This window comes from Ruegeria sp. AB9 (genome assembly GCF_056542585.1).
This window is the reverse complement of sequence record NZ_JBQGAA010000010.1, coordinates 136,458-158,329: the sequence shown is the minus strand read 5'-3', so window position 1 is coordinate 158,329 and position 21,872 is coordinate 136,458. Positions and strand designations below refer to the sequence as shown.

At 57.3% G+C, this 21,872-nt stretch carries 18 protein-coding genes; 10 read left to right on the top strand and 8 right to left on the bottom strand.

Translation table 11 applies throughout. The features are described 5' to 3' along the window. Nucleotides 1-238 precede the first annotated feature (238 nt). Complete coding sequence (locus ACR0K5_RS18410) at nt 239-1,045, top strand: NAD kinase (protein WP_480631098.1); 807 nt, start codon at nt 239-241, stop codon at nt 1,043-1,045. A 255-nt stretch (nt 1,046-1,300) separates the two neighbouring features. Here ACR0K5_RS18410 and ACR0K5_RS18405 read toward each other — a convergent pair whose 3' ends face one another. The 3 genes from ACR0K5_RS18405 to ACR0K5_RS18395 form a co-directional block, all read right to left on the bottom strand. Continuing rightward, nucleotides 1,301-2,740: an amidase family protein gene (locus ACR0K5_RS18405; RefSeq protein ID WP_480631097.1), complete on the bottom strand. Its 1,440-nt coding sequence runs from the start codon at nt 2,738-2,740 to the stop codon at nt 1,301-1,303. Nucleotides 2,741-2,829: 89 nt separating this feature from the next. Further along, complete coding sequence (gene prpE / locus ACR0K5_RS18400) at nt 2,830-4,719, bottom strand: propionate-CoA ligase PrpE (protein ID WP_480631096.1); 1,890 nt, start codon at nt 4,717-4,719, stop codon at nt 2,830-2,832. A gap of 365 nt (nt 4,720-5,084) precedes the next feature. Beyond that, nucleotides 5,085-7,358, bottom strand: a complete 2,274-nt coding sequence (locus tag ACR0K5_RS18395) for an NADP-dependent malic enzyme (RefSeq protein ID WP_480631095.1) — start codon at nt 7,356-7,358, stop codon at nt 5,085-5,087. A gap of 185 nt (nt 7,359-7,543) precedes the next feature. Between ACR0K5_RS18395 and ACR0K5_RS18390 the strand changes: the two genes are divergently transcribed. The 7 genes from ACR0K5_RS18390 (at nt 7,544) to upp (ending at nt 13,930) form a co-directional block, all read left to right on the top strand. Continuing rightward, on the top strand, nt 7,544-8,248 hold the full coding sequence (locus ACR0K5_RS18390) for a hypothetical protein (RefSeq protein ID WP_480631094.1): 705 nt from the start codon (nt 7,544-7,546) through the stop codon (nt 8,246-8,248). After that, complete coding sequence (locus ACR0K5_RS18385; protein ID WP_480631093.1) at nt 8,211-9,314, top strand: cupin domain-containing protein; 1,104 nt, start codon at nt 8,211-8,213, stop codon at nt 9,312-9,314. Before ACR0K5_RS18390 ends, ACR0K5_RS18385 begins: the two co-directional genes overlap by 38 nt. A 91-nt stretch (nt 9,315-9,405) precedes the next feature. Further along, nucleotides 9,406-9,798: a cytidine deaminase gene (locus ACR0K5_RS18380; protein WP_480631092.1), complete on the top strand. Its 393-nt coding sequence runs from the start codon at nt 9,406-9,408 to the stop codon at nt 9,796-9,798. Between the two features lie 4 nt (nt 9,799-9,802). Then, nucleotides 9,803-11,110, top strand: a complete 1,308-nt coding sequence (locus ACR0K5_RS18375; RefSeq protein ID WP_480631091.1) for a thymidine phosphorylase — start codon at nt 9,803-9,805, stop codon at nt 11,108-11,110. Then, nucleotides 11,107-12,318, top strand: a complete 1,212-nt coding sequence (locus ACR0K5_RS18370) for a phosphopentomutase (RefSeq protein ID WP_480631090.1) — start codon at nt 11,107-11,109, stop codon at nt 12,316-12,318. The genes ACR0K5_RS18375 and ACR0K5_RS18370 overlap by 4 nt, the downstream gene beginning before the upstream one ends. Then, nucleotides 12,315-13,301, top strand: a complete 987-nt coding sequence (locus ACR0K5_RS18365; protein WP_480631089.1) for an adenosine deaminase — start codon at nt 12,315-12,317, stop codon at nt 13,299-13,301. The genes ACR0K5_RS18370 and ACR0K5_RS18365 overlap by 4 nt, the downstream gene beginning before the upstream one ends. After that, entirely contained in the window at nt 13,298-13,930 is a 633-nt protein-coding gene (gene upp, locus ACR0K5_RS18360) for a uracil phosphoribosyltransferase (protein ID WP_480631088.1), read from the top strand. The genes ACR0K5_RS18365 and upp overlap by 4 nt, the downstream gene beginning before the upstream one ends. A 6-nt stretch (nt 13,931-13,936) precedes the next feature. Here upp and ACR0K5_RS18355 read toward each other — a convergent pair whose 3' ends face one another. After that, the gene (locus tag ACR0K5_RS18355; RefSeq protein WP_480631087.1) at nt 13,937-14,950 is read right to left on the bottom strand and encodes a hypothetical protein; all 1,014 of its coding nucleotides are present in this window, start codon (nt 14,948-14,950) and stop codon (nt 13,937-13,939) included. Nucleotides 14,951-15,097: 147 nt separating this feature from the next. On the opposite strand from ACR0K5_RS18355, the gene ACR0K5_RS18350 reads away from it, so the two are divergent. Continuing rightward, a complete protein-coding gene (locus tag ACR0K5_RS18350) occupies nt 15,098-16,033 on the top strand; it encodes a DMT family transporter (protein ID WP_480631086.1) in 936 nt (311 codons plus the stop codon). Nucleotides 16,034-16,319: 286 nt separating this feature from the next. Further along, complete coding sequence (locus tag ACR0K5_RS18345) at nt 16,320-17,093, top strand: Hint domain-containing protein (protein ID WP_480631085.1); 774 nt, start codon at nt 16,320-16,322, stop codon at nt 17,091-17,093. Between the two features lie 56 nt (nt 17,094-17,149). Here ACR0K5_RS18345 and ACR0K5_RS18340 read toward each other — a convergent pair whose 3' ends face one another. Genes ACR0K5_RS18340 through ACR0K5_RS18325 form a run of 4 tightly spaced genes read right to left on the bottom strand, consistent with a single transcriptional unit; the run spans nt 17,150 to nt 21,693 of the window. Continuing rightward, on the bottom strand, nt 17,150-19,351 hold the full coding sequence (locus ACR0K5_RS18340; protein ID WP_480631084.1) for a 3-hydroxyacyl-CoA dehydrogenase NAD-binding domain-containing protein: 2,202 nt from the start codon (nt 19,349-19,351) through the stop codon (nt 17,150-17,152). Next, nucleotides 19,344-19,832 (bottom strand): cupin domain-containing protein, encoded by a 489-nt coding sequence (locus ACR0K5_RS18335; RefSeq protein ID WP_480631083.1) that lies wholly within the window; start codon nt 19,830-19,832, stop codon nt 19,344-19,346. Before ACR0K5_RS18335 ends, ACR0K5_RS18340 begins: the two co-directional genes overlap by 8 nt. Next, complete coding sequence (locus ACR0K5_RS18330; protein WP_480631082.1) at nt 19,832-21,043, bottom strand: acetyl-CoA C-acetyltransferase; 1,212 nt, start codon at nt 21,041-21,043, stop codon at nt 19,832-19,834. Before ACR0K5_RS18330 ends, ACR0K5_RS18335 begins: the two co-directional genes overlap by 1 nt. An 11-nt stretch (nt 21,044-21,054) precedes the next feature. After that, nucleotides 21,055-21,693: a glutathione S-transferase family protein gene (locus ACR0K5_RS18325; protein ID WP_480631081.1), complete on the bottom strand. Its 639-nt coding sequence runs from the start codon at nt 21,691-21,693 to the stop codon at nt 21,055-21,057. Nucleotides 21,694-21,872 lie beyond the last annotated feature (179 nt).

The window sequence follows — 21,872 nt, the reverse complement described above, 5'->3', positions numbered from 1 at the left end:
GCTCGATCTCGTCGCGCTGACGACCCAGTTCCGACGTGATCGAGCCAAAAAGCTCAGGATCACGGTCCGACAAAGACTGGGTGAAAAATCCGGTGTCACGAAGATTGGCGTTCATGGGCGCTCCACATGGCTGGGTAAAATTCTTGCGGATTTCCTATCGGAAACGCCACATTTGCAAAAGGCTTAAAGCGACGATTTGGCCCGCTGGGGCGTCAAGACTGGCCTATCGGGGAAAGGTATGTTTGTTTCGGAACCAAATGTGCAGCACCGGAAACCGGAAAACATGAAAAAGAGAATCGCCTTTCTTGCCAGTGAGGTCAAAGTGGCGCAAACGGCCCGTGACATTCTGGTCGCTAAACACGGTAACGCAGCGCCGCGCGACGCAGATGTTGTGGTTGCCCTAGGCGGTGATGGCTTCATGTTGCACACCCTGCACAACATGCAGCATCTCGATACGCCAGTTTACGGAATGAACCGGGGAACGATCGGGTTTCTGATGAACGAGTACCATGAAGACGACCTGATGGCGCGGTTGGAGGATGCCGAGGAAGAGGTCATCAATCCACTTGCGATGCGGGCGATGGATCAATCCGGAAAGCTGCACGAGGCGCTGGCAATCAACGAGGTGTCATTGCTGCGCGCTGGGCCACAGGCTGCTCGTTTGAAAATCAGCGTTGATGGCCGCGAGCGCATGGATGAACTTGTCTGCGACGGCGCCTTGCTGTCCACTGCGGCCGGGTCAACGGCATATAATTACTCGGCGCACGGACCTATTCTGCCGATTGGCTCGGACGTTCTCGCGTTGACACCAATAGCTGCATTTCGCCCCCGCCGATGGCGTGGTGCATTGCTGCCAAAAATCGCGAAGGTACGGTTCGATGTACTGGATGCGGATAAGCGACCTGTCATCGTCGCCGCTGATTCCATAGCATTCCCAGACATTGATTGGGTTGAGATCAGGTCAGAGCCTGCTATTGCTCACCGCATTCTTTTCGACCCCGGACACGGGTTGGAAGAACGGCTGATTTCCGAGCAATTCACATAAATTTGCGTTTCTGCGAGGTTTTTCTGTGTCTGTGTGAAGCAGTTCACAGGGATTCCATTTACAATTGGCTAATGTGAACGTGCCCGGAGAACACGCCAAGGTGGGAGTGAGTGGCCACCTGAACGGCGTATTCGAATGATTGCGCAAATTTCGCGCTGGCGAGGGTGGGTGGTGCTACGCTCGTCATCAGAAATCCGGGCTTATTTTAGCAGTCGGGCCCCGGGTACAATGACCCGGGGTCTATTTTTTTTTTGACTATCGCGCTGCGTCCATCCGTTCCCACAATGGCAGGCACATTTGACCCACGCGCGCTTCGATTGCGGCGGCGGCGTCCACGGCCAGATCTTCGCGCCAGCGCTGTGCGGCAATCTGAACATTGATCGGCTGAGGTCCCTTCGGCAATTCAGCCAACCGGGCCGGGACGCAAGCTGCGGGCAGGCCGAGAAAGTTCATTGCATACGAATACACGGCGCACCCCAGAACCTCATGCACACCCTCTGCGCCTTCTGTGTCGCGGTCGGGTTTGAAGAATGGTTGCGGCAGGAAAGGCGACAGGACCAGTTGATAATCCTGCAGAAACAGGGACCATTCGCGCGCATAATGGCTGCGTTTAGCCAGCATCTGAATCATCTCGGTTTCGACGATCGGTGGGAATTCCTGAAAATAGATCTCAAAGATGTTCTGAATGGTTTTGGAACCAGCCGCTTCGATATCTGATTTCATAAGTGTCAACACTTCGCCCATCAGCGTGCGGTACCCAATCCGCCCGCATTCAAAAACGTCCGGGGGGTCAATCTCCTCCACCACATAACCCGCGTCGATCAGCGCCTCGCGCGCTGTGTCGAGCGCTTTTTCGACCTCGGGGTGCAGGGCATAGCCGAATGTGTTCTTGGTGAAGGCCACTTTGACAGGCGCGTCGAATGCATCACCGCGCCAGGACATCGGCACATGAAACGGATCGCGCGCGTCGGCGGCGATCAGGCTGGGCATGGACAGATGCAGGTCGGCGGCCGATCGGGTGATCAGGCCCTGAACGGACATCGACTGTGCCAGCAAACCACGTTCGGCATTTTGGCTTGGGTTCCAGGCAGGGACACGCCCCAGTCCGGGTTTCACAGTGACTGCGCCATTCGCCGCAGCAGGAAAGCGCAGGCTACCGCCGATATCGTTGCCATGGGCCAGGGCGCCGATTCCGGTCATGACTGCTGCACCGGCCCCGCCCGATGACCCGCCGGGTGAGATATGGCGACCCCAAGGGTTGTGTGTACGCCCATAAAGCGGATTGTCCGTGTCTGCGCGGAAAGAAAACTCAGGCGTGTTGGTCCGGCCAACAACAATTGCCCCGGCCTTTTGCAGATTGCTGACAACTGGCGCGTCATCCGGTGCAATCACATCTTTCAATGCGATTACTCCGTTGGTTGTCGCATGGCCTCTTTGATCAACATTCACTTTGATCGTGACTGGCACACCATGCAGCGGCCCCGTCGGTTGACCACTCGCCCGCGCATTATCCAGAGCATGTGCACGTTCCAATGCCTGGGTGCGCAGATCCTCCACAACTGCGTTCAGGCCGGGGTTAACCGCATCCATTCGCTCGATCGAGGCCTGAACCGCCTCGGTTGCGCTCAGATCACCGCGTCTTGTCAGGGTAGTCAGGTCTGTGGCGCTGAGACGCCAGATGTCGGTTTGTGTCATGGGCCCTCACTGTCTTACTGCGACAGTAGGGAGGCTGCCTCTGGTTGCAAGAGAAGACACGAAAAAGGGCGGCTTTCGCCGCCCTCAGATTACTTGGCGTAACCGATTGTCTGTAAGGCCCCTTTGATCTCATCAAGAATGGCAGGGTCGTCGATTGTCGCAGGCATTTTGTAGTCCTGGCCGTCTGCAATCGACACCATCGTACCACGCAGGATTTTGCCTGAACGGGTTTTGGGCAACCTGTCGACCACGACGGCCAGCTTAAAGGCAGCCACCGGGCCTATCTTTTCGCGTACCATCTTGACGACTTCCTGAGTCACGTCGCCGTGGTCCCGGTCCGCGCCAGTGTTCAGGCACAGGAAACCAACAGGCATCTGGCCCTTCAACTGATCCGAAACACCGATCACCGCGCATTCGGCTACGTCCGGATGAGCGGCAAGCACTTCTTCCATCCCACCGGTGGACAAGCGGTGGCCCGCGACGTTGATGACGTCATCGGTGCGCGCCATGATGTAAAGGTAGCCGTCCTCGTCGATCATTCCGGCGTCGCCGGTTTCATAGTAACCGGGGAAGTGTTCCAGATAAGATTTCTTGAACCGTGCCTCGGCGTTCCAAAGGGTCGGCAATGTACCGGGAGGCAGCGGCAGCTTGACCGCGATGGCCCCCAGTTCGCCGGCTTTCATAGGGTGACCGCCTTCGTCCAGAATTTGCACGTCATAACCCGGCATCGGTTTCGCAGGCGAACCCAGCTTGACCGGAAGCTCTTCGATGCCCAGTGGATTACCGGCAATGGCCCAGCCGGTTTCGGTTTGCCACCAATGGTCGATCACCGGAACCTTCAGCGCATCCTGTGCCCAGACGATGGTGTCCGGGTCAGCGCGTTCGCCCGCCAGATACAGCGCCCGCAGATGAGACAGATCGTACTTGGCGATCAATTCGCCTTTCGGGTCTTCACGTTTGACGGCGCGGATCGCGGTAGGAGCAGTGAAGAAGCTTTTGACCTTATGCTCCGAGATAACTCGCCAGAAGGTGCCCGCATCTGGTGTGCCGACCGGTTTGCCTTCGAACACAATCGTCGTGTTTCCGTGGATCAGGGGCGCATAACAGATATAGGAATGACCCACGACCCAGCCCACATCGGACGCTGCCCAGAACACGTCACCCGGGTCGACATTGTAGATATTCTTCATGGTCCAGTTCAGAGCAACCAGATGTCCGGCGGTGGGGCGCACGACCCCCTTAGGCGCACCGGTGGTGCCGGACGTGTAGAGGATATACGCCGGATCGTTGCCGTCGACAGGTACACAATCCGCAGGCTCAACGCCGTATTGGAACCCGTGCCAGTTGTAGTCGCGGCCTTCGATCAGCTGAGCAACTTCTTGTTCACGCTGGAAGATAACGCAGAAATCAGGTTTGTGCTCGGCCAGGTCTATTGCGCCGTCCAGAAGTGGTTTGTAGTGGACCACGCGCCCCGGCTCCATCCCGCAGGACGCAGCAATGATCGCTTTGGGCTTGGCGTCATCGATACGGACCGCCAGTTCGTTGCTCGCAAATCCGCCGAACACAACGGAATGCACAGCACCCAGACGGGCACAGGCCAACATCGCCTCAAGCGCTTCGGGGATCATCGGCATATAGATAATGACGCGGTCACCTTTCTCGACACCTTTCGCCCGCAGCGCACCGGCAAGATTGGCCACGCGGTTGCGCAGTTCAACATAAGAAATCTCGCGCTTGGTGTGGGTGATGGGGCTGTCATAGATGATGGCAGTTTGTTCACCGCGCCCGTTTTCCACGTGGCGGTCCACTGCGTTCCAGCAGGTATTGACGCGCGCATCGCTGAACCATTCGTACAATGGCGCATTCTCGTCGAACAACGCTTTGCTGGGTTCTTTGACCCAGTCGATCCCTTTTGCAGCGTCCATCCAGAACGCCTCGGGGTCAGTTTTCCAGCTGTCATAAACGTCCTGATACGCCATCTCGTCCTCCTCACAACGACTTGCGCCTTGTGTTAGGACCCAGAAAACTCTGGGGCAAGCGCGTGAAATGACGACGCGTCAGTTTATCGCAAAATATTTGCAGGAAATCGCGCAATGGCTTGCAAATTTTTGCAAACCTCTTTTCCTGCATTGGATTTTATACGTTGAAGTTGGTATTTTGCAAACTTGCAAACTTGGTTGTGCAAAAATATCGATCAGAGACGACTCAGCGTTGGGCAAATGTGCCACTTTGCCGTCTGCGCCATGGTAACCATTGAGATGCGACGAGTTTTGCGGTGTAGGTATGAGCATTATGTTAACCGCACCCCGTTGAGGGATGCGGTGCAAGGTGTCAGGCTACAGGATTACTCGTAATGCGCCACCGGAGTTCCCGCGATGGCAGCCATGTTCAGCAGTCCGCGCGCGGTAATGGACGGGGTGACGATATGCGCTTTGTTGCCCATACCCATCAAAATCGGGCCGACTTCGATCCCGTCCGCTTTCATTTTCAGGATATTGCGTACGCCGCTGGCCGCATCCGCATGGGCAAAGATCAGCACATTTGCCGCACCCTCCAGGCGCGATCCCGGAAAAATACGCGCCCGAAGGTCTGCATCCAGAGCGGCATCCAGATTCATTTCGCCTTCATAAATAAAATCGCGCTGTTTTCGGTCCAGGATTTCCAATGCGGCACGCAACCGTTTTCCGGATCCTTCGGTCTGATTGCCGAATTGCGATTGCGAACAGAACGCGATCTTGGGTTCAATCCCAAACCGACGAACATGCCTTGCTGCACCGATCGTCGCTTCGGCCAGTTCTTCGGGTGTCGGCAATTGCCGAACATGTGTGTCGGCAATGAACAGGGGACCGTCTTCCAGGATCATCAGAGACAAAGCGCCATGCGGGCGCAGATCGCCGTCGTCCAGCACCTGTTCGACATAATTCAGGTGCCAGCGGTATTCGCCAAACGTGCCGCAGATCATGCTGTCTGCTTCACCGCGATGCACCATGATCGCGCCAATGGCGGTTGTATTGGTGCGCATGATCGCCTTGGCCAGATCCGGCGTCACGCCTCGACGCTGCATGATCTGATGATAGGAGTTCCAGTAGTCGAAATAGCGCGGATCGTTTTCCGGGTTCACGATCTGACAATCTGTGCCCGGGCGAATGGTCAGGCCCAGCTTTTCGCATCTGGTTTCGATCACTTCGGGTCGTCCGATTAGGATCGGCGTTTCTGTTGTTTCCTCAAGAATGGCTTGTGCAGCCCGCAGCACCCTTTCATCTTCACCTTCAGCAAAAACTATGCGACGGGATGCGACAGCCGCGGCCTCGAATACAGGGCGCATCAACAGGGCAGACTTGAAGACAGTCTGGTTGAGCTTTTCCTTATAGGCTTCAAGGTCCTCAATGGGGCGTTTGGCGACACCGCTGTCCATAGCTGCTTTGGCAACCGACGATGACACTACGCCCACTAGACGTGGGTCAAATGGCTTCGGGATCAGGTAATCCGGCCCAAAGGTCAACTGCTCGCCCTTATAGGCCGCTGCGGCCTCAGCGCTTGTTGTGGCACGGGCCATTTCTGCGATGCCGTCAACGCAGGCAATCTGCATCTCATCGTTGATCTCGGTCGCGCCCACATCCAAAGCCCCCCGGAAAATAAATGGGAAACACAACACGTTGTTGACCTGATTGGGGAAATCGCTGCGCCCCGTGGCGATGATCGCGTCTGGGGCAACCTCACGCGCGTCCTGAGGCGAAATTTCAGGCGTTGGGTTGGCCAGAGCAAAAATAATTGGTCGGTCGGCCATCTTCTTGACCATTTCAGGTTTCAGGACATTCGGACCGCTAAGACCCAGAAACAGGTCCGCTTCGCCGATCACATCATCCAGAGTCCGCAATTCCGTTTTCTGCGCGAACTGCGACTTATGGGAATTCATATCCTCGGCACGCCCCTCGTAGACAAGCCCGTGAATATCGCACAGCCAGATATTTTCCTGTTTCACACCCAGTTTCACCAGCATGTTCAGGCAGGCAATCCCCGCGGCTCCACCGCCGGTTGATACGACCTTGATGTCAGCAAATGATTTCCCGGCCACATGCAGAGCGTTCTTGGCAGCGGCGCCCACAACAATGGCAGTACCGTGCTGGTCGTCGTGGAAAACGGGAATGTTCATTCGCTCGCGACACAGCTTTTCAACAATGAAACAATCAGGTGCCTTGATGTCCTCCAGGTTGATGGCTCCGAATGTCGGTTCAAGCGCGCAGACGATATCCGCCAGCTTTTCAGGATCGGGCTGATCGACTTCGATGTCAAAACAGTCAATGCCTGCGAACTTCTTGAACAGGACGGCTTTGCCTTCCATGACCGGCTTTGAGGCCAGCGCCCCGATATTGCCAAGCCCCAGAACAGCGGTGCCGTTGGACACCACCGCGACAAGATTGCCGCGTGCGGTGTATTTTTCTGCGTTCGCGGCATCGGCTTTGATTTCAAGGCTGGCCTCGGCCACGCCGGGCGAATAGGCGCGGGCCAGATCGCGACCGTTGGCCATCGGTTTCGTGGCCTTGATCTCAAGTTTTCCAGGTTTCGGATGGGCGTGATAGTCAAGGGCGGCTTGACGCAGGCTGGGGGTGTCAGACATTGGAGATTCAGTTCCCTCTGAGAATTTGATTTAACATTAAACTATTCATCCGAGCTTGGCTACGTAGCGTAACTTTGCCGACTTGTCGCAGCTGCAAAACGAATATAGGTTGAATTTTTTCATATTTTTTTTACATCTAACCAACTTTGCGAAACTGACAAACACTCAGGCAAGACGAAGCAGCTATGACAAACAAGGCAGATGATCAGGTCGATGACCTGTCCTCCGGTCCTGTGGCCGAAACTGGTTTTGCACCGCTAATCTTATGGGGCGCGGTGGTTTTGGGTGCTGTGCTTCTTGGCGCGATTACCATCTGGCCAGAACAGGCGGCGATTTTCAATCAGGAAGGCGGTCTGTTCGAAACAGTTTCCGCCGCTTGCTTGTTTGTTGCTGGGCTGGCAGCCTTGTGGCGATATCCGGGCATCACTCGGTTGTATATCGGACTGACATGCCTTTTGCTGGCTGAGCGCGAACTGGAGGCAAGTGTTTATCCTGAAGGCAGTGTTTCCTTCCTGATCCTCGACAGTCTGGACGTCGCGCTGGACATCACGGCCGTCAGAATTGCATTGGTCTGCGTTGTACTTGGTGGCGTCATTTGGCATGGCATCCCGACAGGATGGCGTGCTTTCAAACAGCGGGCGCCCTTTCTGATTGTGTTCTTTGCCGCTGGCTGTCTTGCCGTCATCGCTCAGCTGCTCGAGGAATTTACCGGGCTGAACAGTGAAACTTTGTCATCTGTAATGAAAACGCGGCTTTTCGTGCTGGAAGAAACGCTCGAGATGTACTTTTCGATTGGCATTTTGGCCTCCGTTCTGATCGGATGGCCGAAATCGAAATCCGACGAGACGCCTCATGACAAAGACATCCGATCCCTCGCAGACCCAAGCTGAATTTCGCTTACCTACCCGGGAAATTCGAAACGACATCCCCTTTTACACCAAAGTGTTGGGGATGCAGATGGACATGATCTATCCAGCGGACGATCCACGTGTCGCAGTATTTTCAGGGCACGGTCTGCGATTGCGGATCGAAAAAGACGCGCCTGAAGGCCCGGGAACATTGCGTATCTTGACGGATGATCCGAACGGCTTCGCCGATGGCCAACGCGTTCTTGTTGCGCCAAATGGTACCCGGATCGAGATTGAGGAACGAAATCCTCCGCTGGTGATGCCTGAAACAGTGCATTCCTTTGTGGTGCGCAGGCTCAAAGACCAGGCGCCTTGGATCATCGGTCGGGCCGGGATGCACTATCGCGATCTGGTGCCGGATCGTTTGGGCGGATCGATCATTGCCAGCCATATCCGCATCCCGGATGGTGGCCCGGTGCCTGACATGGTGCATTTTCACAAAGTCGGGTTTCAACTGATCTTCTGCATCCATGGCTGGGTGGATGTCGTCTATGAAGATCAGGGTGAGAAAATGCGCCTGACGGCGGGGGACTGCTTTATCCAGCCGCCGGAAATTCGGCACCGAGTGCTGGAGGCGTCGGACAATGTTCAGGTCATCGAGATTGGTGTGCCGGCTGAGCATGTCACGGAAATCGATCACGACATGCAGCTTCCTACGCCGCATGTCCGTCCGGACCGCGAATGGCAGGGGCAACGGTTTGTCTATAACCAGGCCAAGGACGCAGAATGGGTACCATTCCGTCTTCCGGGTTACATCTGCCGCGACACGACAATTGCCGGGAACACCAAAGGCGTCGCGGGCGTTCAAGTCGTGCGCAAGGGGCAGGGCGATCCGGAATGGGCCAGCCACGATACCGACATTCACTTTACCTTCGTGATGGACGGCGAGGTGACCCTGGAAGGCGACGGGCGCGAGCCCTACCGGCTGGAGCAAGGGGATGCCTTTGTCATCCCGCCCGGGATGCGCACGCGGCTGTCCTCACCCTCGGACAACGTCGAGTTGCTGGAAGTCACCTTGCCCGGTACCTTCAACACAACGCTGGGCTGACCGAAAAACATGGTTCGGGGGCTTCAAATCCCCCGTCTTTTTACATTACGGTGCAAATTTCTGACCAGATGATCAAAAATGGGGAATCGCCATGTCGCTCAAAGACGCCGCCTTGTCGGTCCGGGAAAACGCCTATGCGCCTTATTCGAACTTCAAGGTTGGTGCCGCGCTTCGGTCCTCGTCGGGTCAGGTCTATTCCGGGTGCAACGTTGAGAACGTGGCATATCCCGAAGGCACCTGTGCCGAGGCGGGTGCAATTGCTGCGATGGTTGCTGCCGGCGAGCAGGAACTGTCAGAGGTCTATGTGGTCGCCTCCAGCCCTCAGCCCGTGCCACCCTGCGGTGGATGCCGTCAGAAATTGGCTGAGTTCGGACAGCGCGATGTGAAAGTCACTTTGGCTACCGTGGATGGCGCCGAATTCGAGACAACCATCGGGGATTTGTTGCCGGGCGCATTCGACGCCTCTCATATGGAGGATGTCTGAACGCATGGACGCTCGTTCGATCATAGCAAAACTGCGCAGGCAGGAAGTGCCGGGTCGCGAGGAACTGATCTGGTTTGCGCAGGGTCTTGCAGACGGAAGCGTCAGCGACGCACAAGCCGGGGCCTTTGCCATGGCCGTCTGTATGGGCGGTTTGGGCGCTCAGGGGCGTGCGGATTTGACAGTTGCCATGCGCGACAGTGGGGACGTTCTCACCTGGGATGTGGACGGCCCGGTGATCGACAAACATTCGACCGGCGGGGTTGGGGACAGTGTCAGCTTGATTCTTGCCCCCGCACTTGCTGAATGCGGGGCGTATGTTCCAATGATCTCGGGCCGTGGTCTGGGGCATACCGGCGGGACGTTGGACAAGCTTGAGGCGATACCGGGTGTCAGCAGTCAGATTGGGCAGGATCGTCTAGCACAGATTTTGCGCGAAACAGGCGCAGCCATCGTCGGTGCGACGGGCCAGATCGCGCCTGCAGACAAGCGCCTTTATGCGGTGCGGGATGTGACCGCGACGGTTGAGAGCCTGGACCTGATCACAGCGTCGATCCTGTCCAAAAAACTGGCGGCGAGCCCGGATGCGCTGGTTCTTGACGTCAAGGTCGGCAGCGGCGCCTTCATGAAAACGACGGAGGATGCTCACAAGCTGGCCACAGCATTGACCGAGACGGCAAACGCAGCGGGGTGTCGGACGTCAGCGGTGATCACGGACATGAACCAGCCATTGGCTCCGGCGTTGGGTAATGCGTTGGAAATCGCGGAAGTGATGAAGGTCCTGACCGGTTCAGATGTTTCGCCTTTGGCAGAGATTTCTGCCGAGTTAGGCGGTGTGTTGCTGGTTGATGCAGGAATGTGCGCTTCGGTTGAAGAAGGGCGTGATCAAATCGCCGAAATCATCCGTGACGGACGCGCCGCAGAACGGTTTGGTCGCATGATGTCTGCTGTAGGTGGTCCTGTTCAGTTCGTCGAAACCTGGGCCCGGTTCCTGCCGGAGGCAAATGTCATTCAGGAAGTTCCGGCCCCGAAGGACGGCTATATCTCTGCCATTGACGGCGAGGCGCTGGGTCTTGCCGTGGTGGCGCTGGGCGGAGGACGTCAGATCGAAAGCGACGAGATCGATCCCGCCGTTGGAATCTCCAACATACTCCGGTTGGGTGATCGTGTGTCAAAGGGTTCACCAATTGCCGTCATTCATGCTGCACGGGAAGATTCAGCGCGACGGGCCGCAGACAGTGTTCTGAATGCGGTTACAATCAGTGAGACAGCGCCAACCCTTCCCGACCTGATACACGAAAGGATCAGCCAATGAGCCGCGCCTTTCTTGTGGTGATGGACTCCGTCGGAATTGGTGGAGCACCTGATGCAGCCCGTTTTTTCAACGGTGACGTCCCGGATACCGGAGCGAATACGCTGGCCCATATCGCACGGGCTTGTGCCGAAGGACGGGCGGAAGGGGGGCGGTCTGGCCCTTTGAGCCTGCCGAACCTCGACGCGCTGGGTTTGGGCGCGGCTGCGCGGCTGGCGTCTGGGGAGGCAACTCCTGGATTGGACGCCGAACCTACAGGGCTGTGGGGCTGCGCGCGCGAGCATTCGCCCGGCAAAGACACGCCTTCGGGCCACTGGGAACTGGCCGGGCTGCCCGTGCCTTGGGACTGGCACTATTTCCCCGATACGGTTCCGGCGTTTCCTGCGGATCTGAGCCGCGCAGCGGCAGAGGCCGCCGGAACCGAAGGTATCCTTGGCGACTGCCACGCCTCGGGTACCGCGATCATCGCCGAATTGGGCGCCGAGCATATGCGCACTGGCTGGCCGATTTGCTACACCTCCGCCGACAGTGTGTTTCAGATCGCCGCTCATGAAGAGAGCTTTGGGCTGGAACGGCTGCTCGACATGTGTCGCGCGCTTGCCCCGCGTTTGCATGAAATGAAAGTTGGACGCGTCATTGCGCGCCCCTTTGTCGGAACGCCAGAGGCTGGATTCGAACGGACAACCAACCGCAAGGATTTCGCCATACTGCCGCCCGCACCAGTGCTGACCAATTGGGTGCAGGATGCGGGGCGGAAGGTGCACGCAGTGGGCAAGATCGGCGACATCTTCTCGATGCAGGGTATCGACACGCTGCGCAAGGGGTCGGATGCCGAACTGATGCAGCACCTGTCTGATCTGGTGGATGAGGCCGAAGAGGGTAGTTTGACCTTCGCCAATTTTGTCGAATTCGATAGCCTTTATGGCCACCGCCGCGACATCAGTGGTTATGCCCGAGCGCTGGAATGGTTCGACCGGGAAATCGGGAAGATCCTGACCAAACTCCGCCCGGGCGACCTGCTGCTGTTGACTGCCGACCATGGCAATGACCCGAGCTGGACCGGAACAGATCATACGCGGGAACAGGTGCCGGTTTTGGTTGCTGAGCAAAGTGTTGGGCAGATAGGCCAAGTGGATTTCGCCGACATTGCCGCCAGTATCGCCCACCACCTGAGCATTCCGGCGCAGGGACCGGGAAGGAACTTTTTATGAGCGTCGCCAACCTGCCCAAATTAGAATTGCACCTGCATCACGAAGGCGCAGCGCCACCTGCATTCATCCGTCAGCTCGCGCATGAAAAGCGCGTGGACCTTAGCGGTATTTTCAAGCCGGATGGATCTTATGATTTCCGTGATTTCGCACATTTCCTGAGTGTGTATGAAGCTGCCTGCGAGGTGCTGAAAACGCCCGAAGATTTCCGCCGGCTTACACTGGCTATTCTCGAGGAAAGCGCTGAGAATGGCGTGGTCTATTCTGAAACTTTCCTCAGCCCGGATTTCTGCGGGGGTGGTGATCTGCACGCGTGGCGTGACTATCTGAATGCGATTCAGGACGCGGCGGATGAAGCCGAACGCAAACTCGACATAACTCTGCGTGGTGTCATCACCTGCGTTCGGCATTTCGGTCCGGAACAAGCCAAACGCAGCGCCCGTTGTGCAGCGGAGACCGCAGGAGATTGGATTACTGGTTTCGGCATGGGCGGAAACGAATCCATCGGTACGCAGGGCGATTTCAAATGGGCCTTCGAGTGCGCCCGCGAGGCCGGTCTGCGTCTGACCACCCATGCAGGCGAGTTTGGCGGCCCTGAAAGCGTGCGGGATGCCGTTCGCGATTTGGGCGTCGAACGTATTGGCCATGGTGTCCGTGCCATCGAAGATCCTGATCTTATCCACGAATTGATAGACCGCGACATCACGCTTGAGGTTTGTCCAGGGTCAAACGTGGTTCTGGGCCTATTCCCCGATTTCAATTCCCACCCGATTGCAAAACTTCGCGATGCAGGCGTCAAGGTTACGGTATCAACCGACGATCCCCCGTTTTTTCACACGACCATGCGGCGGGAATATGAGATGTTGAACGCAGCCTTCGGGTGGGACGCCGAAGATTTTGGAGCCCTGAATGAAACGGCCCTTGAAGCTGCCTTTTGCGATGATGATACCCGTGCGCGGGTCAAGAAAAGACTGGAGAACACATGAGCGAACATCTGACCGTCGTCGATCACCCGCTGGTGCAACACAAGCTGACGCTCATGCGGGACAAGGGCACCTCGACCGCCGGCTTCCGGCAGTTGCTGCGCGAAATTACTCTGCTGCTGGCTTATGAGGTCACGCGCGAGATTCCATTGACCACGCGCCATATCGAAACCCCAATGGAAGAAATGGACGCCCCCATTCTGGCAGGTAAGAAAATGGCGCTGGTGTCGATCCTGCGTGCCGGAAACGGGATGCTGGATGGGGTGCTTGAGTTGGTTCCTTCCGCGCGCGTCGGTTTCGTTGGCCTGTATCGTGACGAAGAAACGCTGAAACCAGTGCAGTATTACTTCAAAGCGCCAGAGAGCCTGAAAGACCGTTTGGTTATCGCGGTGGATCCGATGCTGGCAACCGGCAACAGCTCGGCCGCGGCCATTGACCTGCTGAAAGAGGCTGGCGCGACGGATATCCGTTTCCTCTGTTTGCTTGCCGCGCCGGAAGGCGTCGCGCGCATGAAAGAAGCGCACCCGGATGTGCACATCGTCACCGCCGCACTGGACCGTGAGTTGAACTCGAAAGGCTACATCATGCCGGGTCTGGGGGATGCAGGCGACCGGATGTTCGGAACCAAGTAATCCGGCTTATTCACCGCAGATGTTCTGCAGCCGGACCCAATCGCGGTCCGGCAGCACTTGTTCCAGGGTCCGGCCTGCCATGGGATCTGCCTCGATCAATCCCAGTACGGATTCACCGGTAATGTCCCGAGCGTAGGCGTAAGGCGTAGAGGGCAGGGCGCTTTGCGAGAACATAGCCAGCAAATCTTCGTCCGAAACGGAAGGGCGGGGCCGCGACAGCACCTGTTCGGTATAGGTATCGATGATCTCAGGTGTCAGTCCACCGGTCGTCAACAGCCGAAAGGCTGACGATGCTCCGGTTCGGTCCAGCAAATCTTCCAGCGGGTCCTTGAGCGCAGTACGTGCACGTTCTGCAACAACATAACCTGCTGCAACTGCAGGGTCTTCATGGTCCTCAACCAGTGTGCGGCTTAACAGAACGGTGCCGCCGGGCAGGCTGAGGCTGTCCTGAACGCCTGCTGGCAGAATAATGATCTGACGCACGCCGGTACGACGGGCCATCCGTTCTAGCGATGCCTGCGCATCCTGAGACGTACAGGCCTGGCCCGAGACACGCTCGATCCGGCGCAGAATCGTGTCACCGATTTCCTGCCGTTTGACCTCGGGTACGACAGAAACCACGTGGTTTTGCAACGCACTGGGCAGCCAAAGCAACAATACAGCCAGAACTGCAGCTACGACACCTCCAACGCTCAGCCAGCGCAGCCGACCGGGATGCGGGCGCGAGCGGTCAATCGCGCGTTGCAGCCGGTCGATTGCCTCAAGCATCGTGGTTTCGGATTCTCCCAGTTCCAGCGTCTCGTCCGGGTCGCCGTCAGGGTTGAAGATAGCAGGAAAGTTCCCTGGGTTCTGCCGTTCAAGCGCTGCCAGAGACCAATGGGTCAAAGCCCTGTCGTTGAAATCGGATATGGTCAGGGTCGCTTCGCCAATTGATACGACAACCTCGCGCCGTTGTTCATCGGGCGAGGGGCGCCACAGACCGGTGGCTTCGATCCGCTGGTACTGTTTCAGGGCCGTCATCTGGTTGAGGTCTGCTCGATTTTGTTTTGCTGCAGCTTAGCATGGTGCATTCACAGGGCGCAAACCTGTTGCGCAGCCTTTCTGAAATGTGCTGGATACCCAACAGGACTAAAACCGCTGATCTTTGATCGCAACTGAGGCGCGACTATGCAGGTAAATTCATCATCTTCTCCTGTGTTGGCCTCGGTCCTGATGGTCGGTGCGATGGCGATCATTGGCGTGATCGACAATGTTGTGATCCTGCTGGCCGAAACAGTTGGCCTTTGGCAGTTCCATCTGACACGGGCCTTTATGATGATGCCGCTGCTAATCGGGTTATCCATACTGGGTTTGGGTGGGTTGCGGCCGCAGAAGTGGGGTGTGGTGATCTTGCGCAGTTTGCTGATAACCACGGCGCTGCTGCTGTATTTTGCGTCGCTGGCCTTGATGCCGATTGCTCAGGCCTTGGCGGGTTTGTTCACATCGCCGATTTTTGTGCTGCTGATCTCGTCGCTGTTTCTTAAGCAAACCATTGGGCCTTGGCGTGTTCTTGCTGTCCTGATCGGGTTCACCGGTATCCTTCTGGTGCTGCAATTGAACCCGGTCGAGTTTGACATGCTTTCGTTGTTGCCGCTTTCCGCTGGGTTTTTCTATGCCTTGAGTTCAATCCTGACACGGACCCATTGTTCGCAGGAAAGTACCGTGGCCATGTTGGCGGCAATGGTGGCAACACTTGCGTTGGCCGGGGCTGTGGGTGTCGCTGTGTTTACTTTCATGCCGGTGGCCACGCCGGAAGGACCGGATGGTTTTGTTACACGTGGGTGGGTCTGGGAAATGGGACCAGCTTTACCCTGGATTGTTATTCAGGCGATCGGTTCAACAATTGCGGTCTTCATGCTCATAAAAGCTTATCAGGTGGGGGAGCCGTCCTATGTGGCCGTATTTGAGTACTCAGTCATGATTTTCGGCCCGCTTTTTGCCTTCGTAGCCTTAGGGCAAACCATCGGCGCAATGCAGGTGGCCGGTATCGCGCTGATCGCAGTAGCAGGGGCTTTGCTGGGTTGGCGGACCAGAAAGGTATCCGAGCCGCAGGAGGCCATCTGAAGGGTGTCGGGTTGAGGTCACCCTATTCGTCAGCCCGTCGCACTTGCACGAGAGATCAAACTATTTAGCACGGGCATAATTGCGTGGATTCGAAAGCTTGGCGCATGTCATTCGTTTCAGAATCGGCAAAAAAGACTGATATTTAAGTGCGAGTGTTTACAAAAATCTCCGATATTCACGTAGATTCGACCTAAATTGGGCGCAAATATGTCCGAAATAAGACAGCCTTCCTTTTTAGTGCTAGCTCTTTAGGCATAGTGAGTTTGTGCCAAAGGGGGTTGGGCACGTGTCTGAAGTTACGAGTATTTCTGTTTATCTGGATCGGTCGTCTGAGATTGATAATTCCAGTTTGAACCAGGCGGTAAACGCGCGCCGGGGCGGCTTTTTGCATGGCACCAAGATTGCCACCACCAGTGGCTGGAAACCCGTTGAGCGCATCGTTGTCGGCGATCTGGTTCGAACGCTGGATCACGGGTTCAAAGAGGTCCGGCGCATCTCGACCAGTGTCGTGGTTATTCCCGCGGATGAGCGCCGCTCAGAGTATTTGCCGGTTTTTGTACCTGCACGCGCCGCGTATAACGGGCGGCCGGTTTGGCTGATGCCCGAGCAGGGCATGGCGCTGAACCTGTCCAAGATTAACGCTGAGGACAGCGGATTTTCTGTGGTTTCCGCACGAATGTTGAATGGCACGGGCCGGATGGCGTCGCAGGCGCCGGGTTCGTCTTTTGAGGTGCGTTCCCTGTTCTTCGACAATGATCAGGTGATTTTTGTCGAAGGCGGCTTGCAGGCTTATTGCCCTTCGGGCCGGTTTAACATGCGGGGTAATCCGAACGGGCCAAAATACGAAGTCGCTGACGAAGAGGTTGCGACTAACCTTGTCAACTCAATTACGAGCAAGGGCGATATGTCGGCCCTTGCCAATCCATTGGGTGCCCTGCCTGCACCCATTTCGCAGGATCCGATATTTCCGATCCGTCCGCCCTCTGGGGTCAGGCGGCCGGGTCGACCGGGGCGTCCAAATGCGCCGGTTCTGTTTCTGCGACCCGAATGGCAGATCTAACCAAACACTGACATGAACGATGCAGGCGCGTGAATTCACGCGCCTGCATTACTGATTTAAGCGGCTTTTACTTCGGGGTTGAAACGCCCGTAGAAGCTTTGGCCCTTGTCTGCCATCTCACGCAACAGAGGAGGGCAGGCAAAGCGTTCACCGTATTTCTCGGCCAGTTGATCACAACGTTCAGCGGCGTAAGGCGTGCCGATGATGTCCAGCCAGCTAAGCGGACCACCGGACCACGGCGCAAAGCCCCAGCCCAGAATGGCGCCAACGTCGCCTTCGCGGATGTCTTCCAGAACACCTTCTTCCAACGCGCGGACCGCTTCCAGAACCTGAGCGAACATCAGACGCTGCTGAACCTCGATGAGATCAGGCTGGTCTTCGGCGTGAGGGTATTTCTCCTGCAAGCCTTTCCAGTACTCGGTGCGCTTGCCCTTTTCGTCATAGTCGAAGAAGCCCGCGTTTGCCTTGCGACCCAACCGGCCCTGTTCTTCCATCCAGAAAATCAGATCGTCCGAGGGGCTTTCCGGGTAGGCGTCGCCCATCGCTGCCTTGGTCGCGCGCGCGATCTTGGCGCCCAGATCAATCGAGGTTTCATCCGTCAACTGGATTGGCCCAACCGGGAAGCCCAACTGACGTGCGGCGTTGTCGATCAGCACTGGGTTCACACCCTCGGCGATCATTCGTACACCTTCGTTGATGTAAGGAATGATGCAGCGGTTGGCATAGAAGAACCGCGCATCATTGACCACGATCGGCGTCTTGCGGATCTGACGGACATAGTCCAGCGCCTTGGCCACCGCGCGATCACCGGTTTCCTTGCCCTTGATGATCTCGACCAGGAACATCTTCTCGACCGGCGAGAAGAAGTGGATGCCGATGAACTGGTCCGGGCGCACGGATGCTTTAGCTAGGTCGGTGATCGGCAGGGTCGAGGTGTTCGACGCAAAGATGCAGTCCTCGGGAATGATCGCCTCGACCTTCTTGGTCATCTCGGCCTTGACGCCAACGTCCTCGAAGACGGCTTCGATGATCAGATCGCAGCCTTTGAGGTTGTCCAGATCCGGGGTCGCGGTGATGCGTGCCAGCATGGCTTCTTTCTTCTCAGCCGTGACTTTGCCGCGCTTCATACCTTTGTCCAGGTAGCTCTCGGTATAGGCCTTGCCCTTATCCGCAGCCTCTTGGTCGCGGTCGATCAGCACCACTTCCATACCGGCCTGAGCCGACACTAGCGCGATACCAGCACCCATCATGCCTGCGCCCAGAACACCGATCTTCTTGACCGATTGGTCCGGGACACCGGCGGGACGCACTGCACCTTTCTCCAGTGCTTCCTTGTTCAGGAACAGCGAACGGATCATCGCGCCCGAGGAGGGGTTCATCAGCACAGAAGTGAACCAGCGCGCCTCGATCTTCAGTGCGGTGTCGAAATCTACCAGAGCGCCCTCGTAAACCGCGCTCAGCAGAGCTTTGGCCGCCGGGAAAGCCCCTTGGGTCTTGCCGTTCACCATCGCCGACGCACCGACGAAATTCATGAAGCCTGCAGGATGGTAGGGGGCACCGCCGGGCATCTTATAGCCCTTCGCGTCCCACGGCTTGACCAGATCGGTGTCCTTGGCGTTCAGCACCCATTCCTTGGCGACAGCCATCGGGTCGGCTGCGATCTCATCGATATAGCCCGCGCTCTTGGCTTTCTTGACGTCCAGCATCTTGCCTTCCAGCAGCAGCGGAGCGGCGGCAATCGCACCAACTTTGCGGACCATCCGGGTGGTGCCGCCCGCACCGGGGAAGATGCCGACCATGATCTCGGGCAGGCCGTATTTCGCCTTGGGGTTTTCGGCCGCAAAAATGCGGTGCGTGGACAGGGGCAGTTCCATGCCGATGCCCGCAGCGGTGCCGGGCAGAACGGTGGCAATAGGCTTGCCGCCTTTCTTGGTTTTGGGGTCCATGCCTGCCAGTTCGATCTTGCGCAGCAGGGCATGCATTTGCATCGTGCCTTCGAAAAGACCTTTGGCCGGATCGTCGCCCGCCTGTTCCTTCATCACGGCCAACAGGTTCAGGTCCATGCCGCCCGCGAACGAGCCTTCCTTGCCTGACGTAACAACGATGCCTTTGATCTCGTCATCGGCAAGCGCCTGATCGATACAGTCGTTGAGTTGCTGGAGTCCTTCGAAGGACATCACGTTCATTGTTTTGCCTGGAACGTCCCAGGTGATGATCCCAACGCCATCTTTGTCTTTGCTCAGAGTGAAATCAGTCATTGTCATCTCCAATCTGGTCAGCCGTCAGCGGGCTGCCATCTTTGCGGGTGAAGGAGAAACCGTTTTCATCATCCTTCACCATCATGTCTAAATCGCTGTAATAGCCGGTCTCGGTCGGGGTCCGTGTGCCCACTACCAGAAAGGTCGCGGGCGCATCGGTTTTGTTCACAAGGTGGTGGCCATTGGCCTCACCTGCGGGCCAAGCGGCGCAATCGCCGGGCTGCATCTCATGCTCACCATCGTCATCGATCAGCACGCAGGTGCCGCTGAGCATGATGGCAAATTCGTCCTGCTCCATATGGTAATGACGCAGCGAAGACATGCCCTGCGGTTCCAACCGCACGATGTTGACCCCGTATTGGGAAAGCCCGCCTGCATCGCCCACACGCTGAACGAAGCGACCTGCGGTCACCTCGGCCAGTTTGCCGGGATAGGCCGAGCCGCCCTGAAACGGGATCTGAGAGAGATCCAGCTTGGGCATCAGACCCGCTCGATAATGGTTGCCGCACCCATGCCGGATGCGATGCAGAGCGTGGCCAGACCGGTTTCTTTGTCCTGACGCTCCAGCTCATCCAGCAGTGTGCCGATGATCATCGCACCGGTCGCACCCAGCGGGTGGCCCATCGCGATCGAACCGCCGTTGACGTTTACCAGCGCAGGATCGACGTCGAATGCCTGCTGGAAGCGCAGAACAACCGAGGCGAAGGCTTCGTTCACTTCGAACAGGTCCAGATCGCTGATTTTCATTCCGTTGTCGGCCAGAATCTTCTCGGTCACCGGTACCGGGCCAGTCAGCATGATGGTCGGGTCGGTACCGATCTTGGCGGTTGCCTTGATGCGGGCGCGCGGCTTGAGGCCGTACTTCTCACCGAATTCCTTGTTGCCGATCAGAACAGCCGCCGCTCCGTCCACGATGCCCGAGCTGTTGCCGGCATGGTGGATGTGGTTCACACGCTCAAGGTGCGGGTATTTCAGCATCGCAACCTTGTCGAAACCGGGCATCTGCTCGCCCATCATCGCAAACGACGGGTTCAGCGCACCGAGGCTTTGCATGTCGGTGCCCGGACGCATGTATTCGTCGCGATCCAGAATGGTCAGGCCATTCTGGTCTTTGACTGTGATCACCGACTTTTCGAACCGGTTGTCGGCCCATGCTTCTGCGGCACGTTTCTGCGACTCAACCGCCAGCGCGTCCGCGGCATCACGGGAGAAACCGTATTCGGTCGCGATGATGTCGGCCGAGATACCCTGCGGCACGAAATAGGTCTCCATCGCCAGCGAAGGGTCAACGGCAATAGCCGCACCGTCGCTACCCATGGCCACGCGGCCCATCATTTCAACGCCACCAGCGATGTAGGCATCGCCTGCGCCGCCCTTGACCTGATTTGCCGCCAAGTTGACGGCTTCCATGCCCGAGGCGCAGAAACGGTTGATCGCCAGGCCCGGGATCGATTCATCCAAGTCCGAGGCCAGAACAGCGGAGCGCGCCAGACAGCCGCCTTGTTCCATCACCTGGGTGACGTTGCCCCAGATCACGTCCTCAACGGCGTGGCCTTCGAGGTTGTTGCGCTCTTTCATCGCGTTCAGGGTCAGGGCGGACAGGCGTACCGAGGTTACCTCGTGCAGGCTGCCATCCTTGCGGCCCTTGCCGCGCGGGGTGCGCAGGGCGTCATAGATATATGCTTCGGTCATGGGTCTTCTCCTCAAGCTCGATCCGACGGGTTGCCGGGCATCAGGTCATAGGGGTGTTTCCAGCCGGGCTGTTCGCTGAGGCGCGTCAGCCAGGCGTCGATGTTGGGCCAATCGGCGCGGTCAAAGCCGAAGGGTTCGGGATAGTAGAGATAGCCGCAGCAGCTGATGTCGGCGTTGGTAACACCATCGCCAACGATCCAGTTGCGACCGTCCAGATGATCGTTCAGCACCTGATAGGCCGCCTTCAGTCGCCCCTGATTGAAAGCGATCACATCGGGGTTGCGGTGCCGTTCCGGGAGAAAATTGATCAGGAAACGGGTCAGGCCGGCCATCGAGCTGAGTTTGTGATTGTCCCACAGCACCCAGCGCAGAATGTCGTAATTCTCTTCTTGGTCCTTACCGCCAAACTTGCCCGATTTCTCGGTCACATAGGCCTGAATGGCGCCGGATTGGCTGGTGCGGAAATCACCGTCGATCAGGACAGGTGCTTCACCCATCTCATTCACTTCGGCGCGATACACGGGCGTGCGGGTCACGCCTTTGAAGAAATCGACAAAAACCGGTTTCCACTCCAAACCTGACATTTCCAGCGCCAGCGCTGCCTTGTAGCTGTTACCGCTTTCTCCGAAGCAATGAAGTTTGATGGTCATGCGGTCGCCCCTCCCAAGGCTCATGTGGCTAGGCCGGATTTGAGTATTTTTGAAAAGATGAAGATCACTCAGTAACCTTTGATCAACCATCTTCATTTTCAATGGCCGTGCGGTACAGGCTGGAGAGCCGATGACCGCAAAAGGTGAAGTCGTCCCTGTCCTGATGGCGAGTGCGCCCG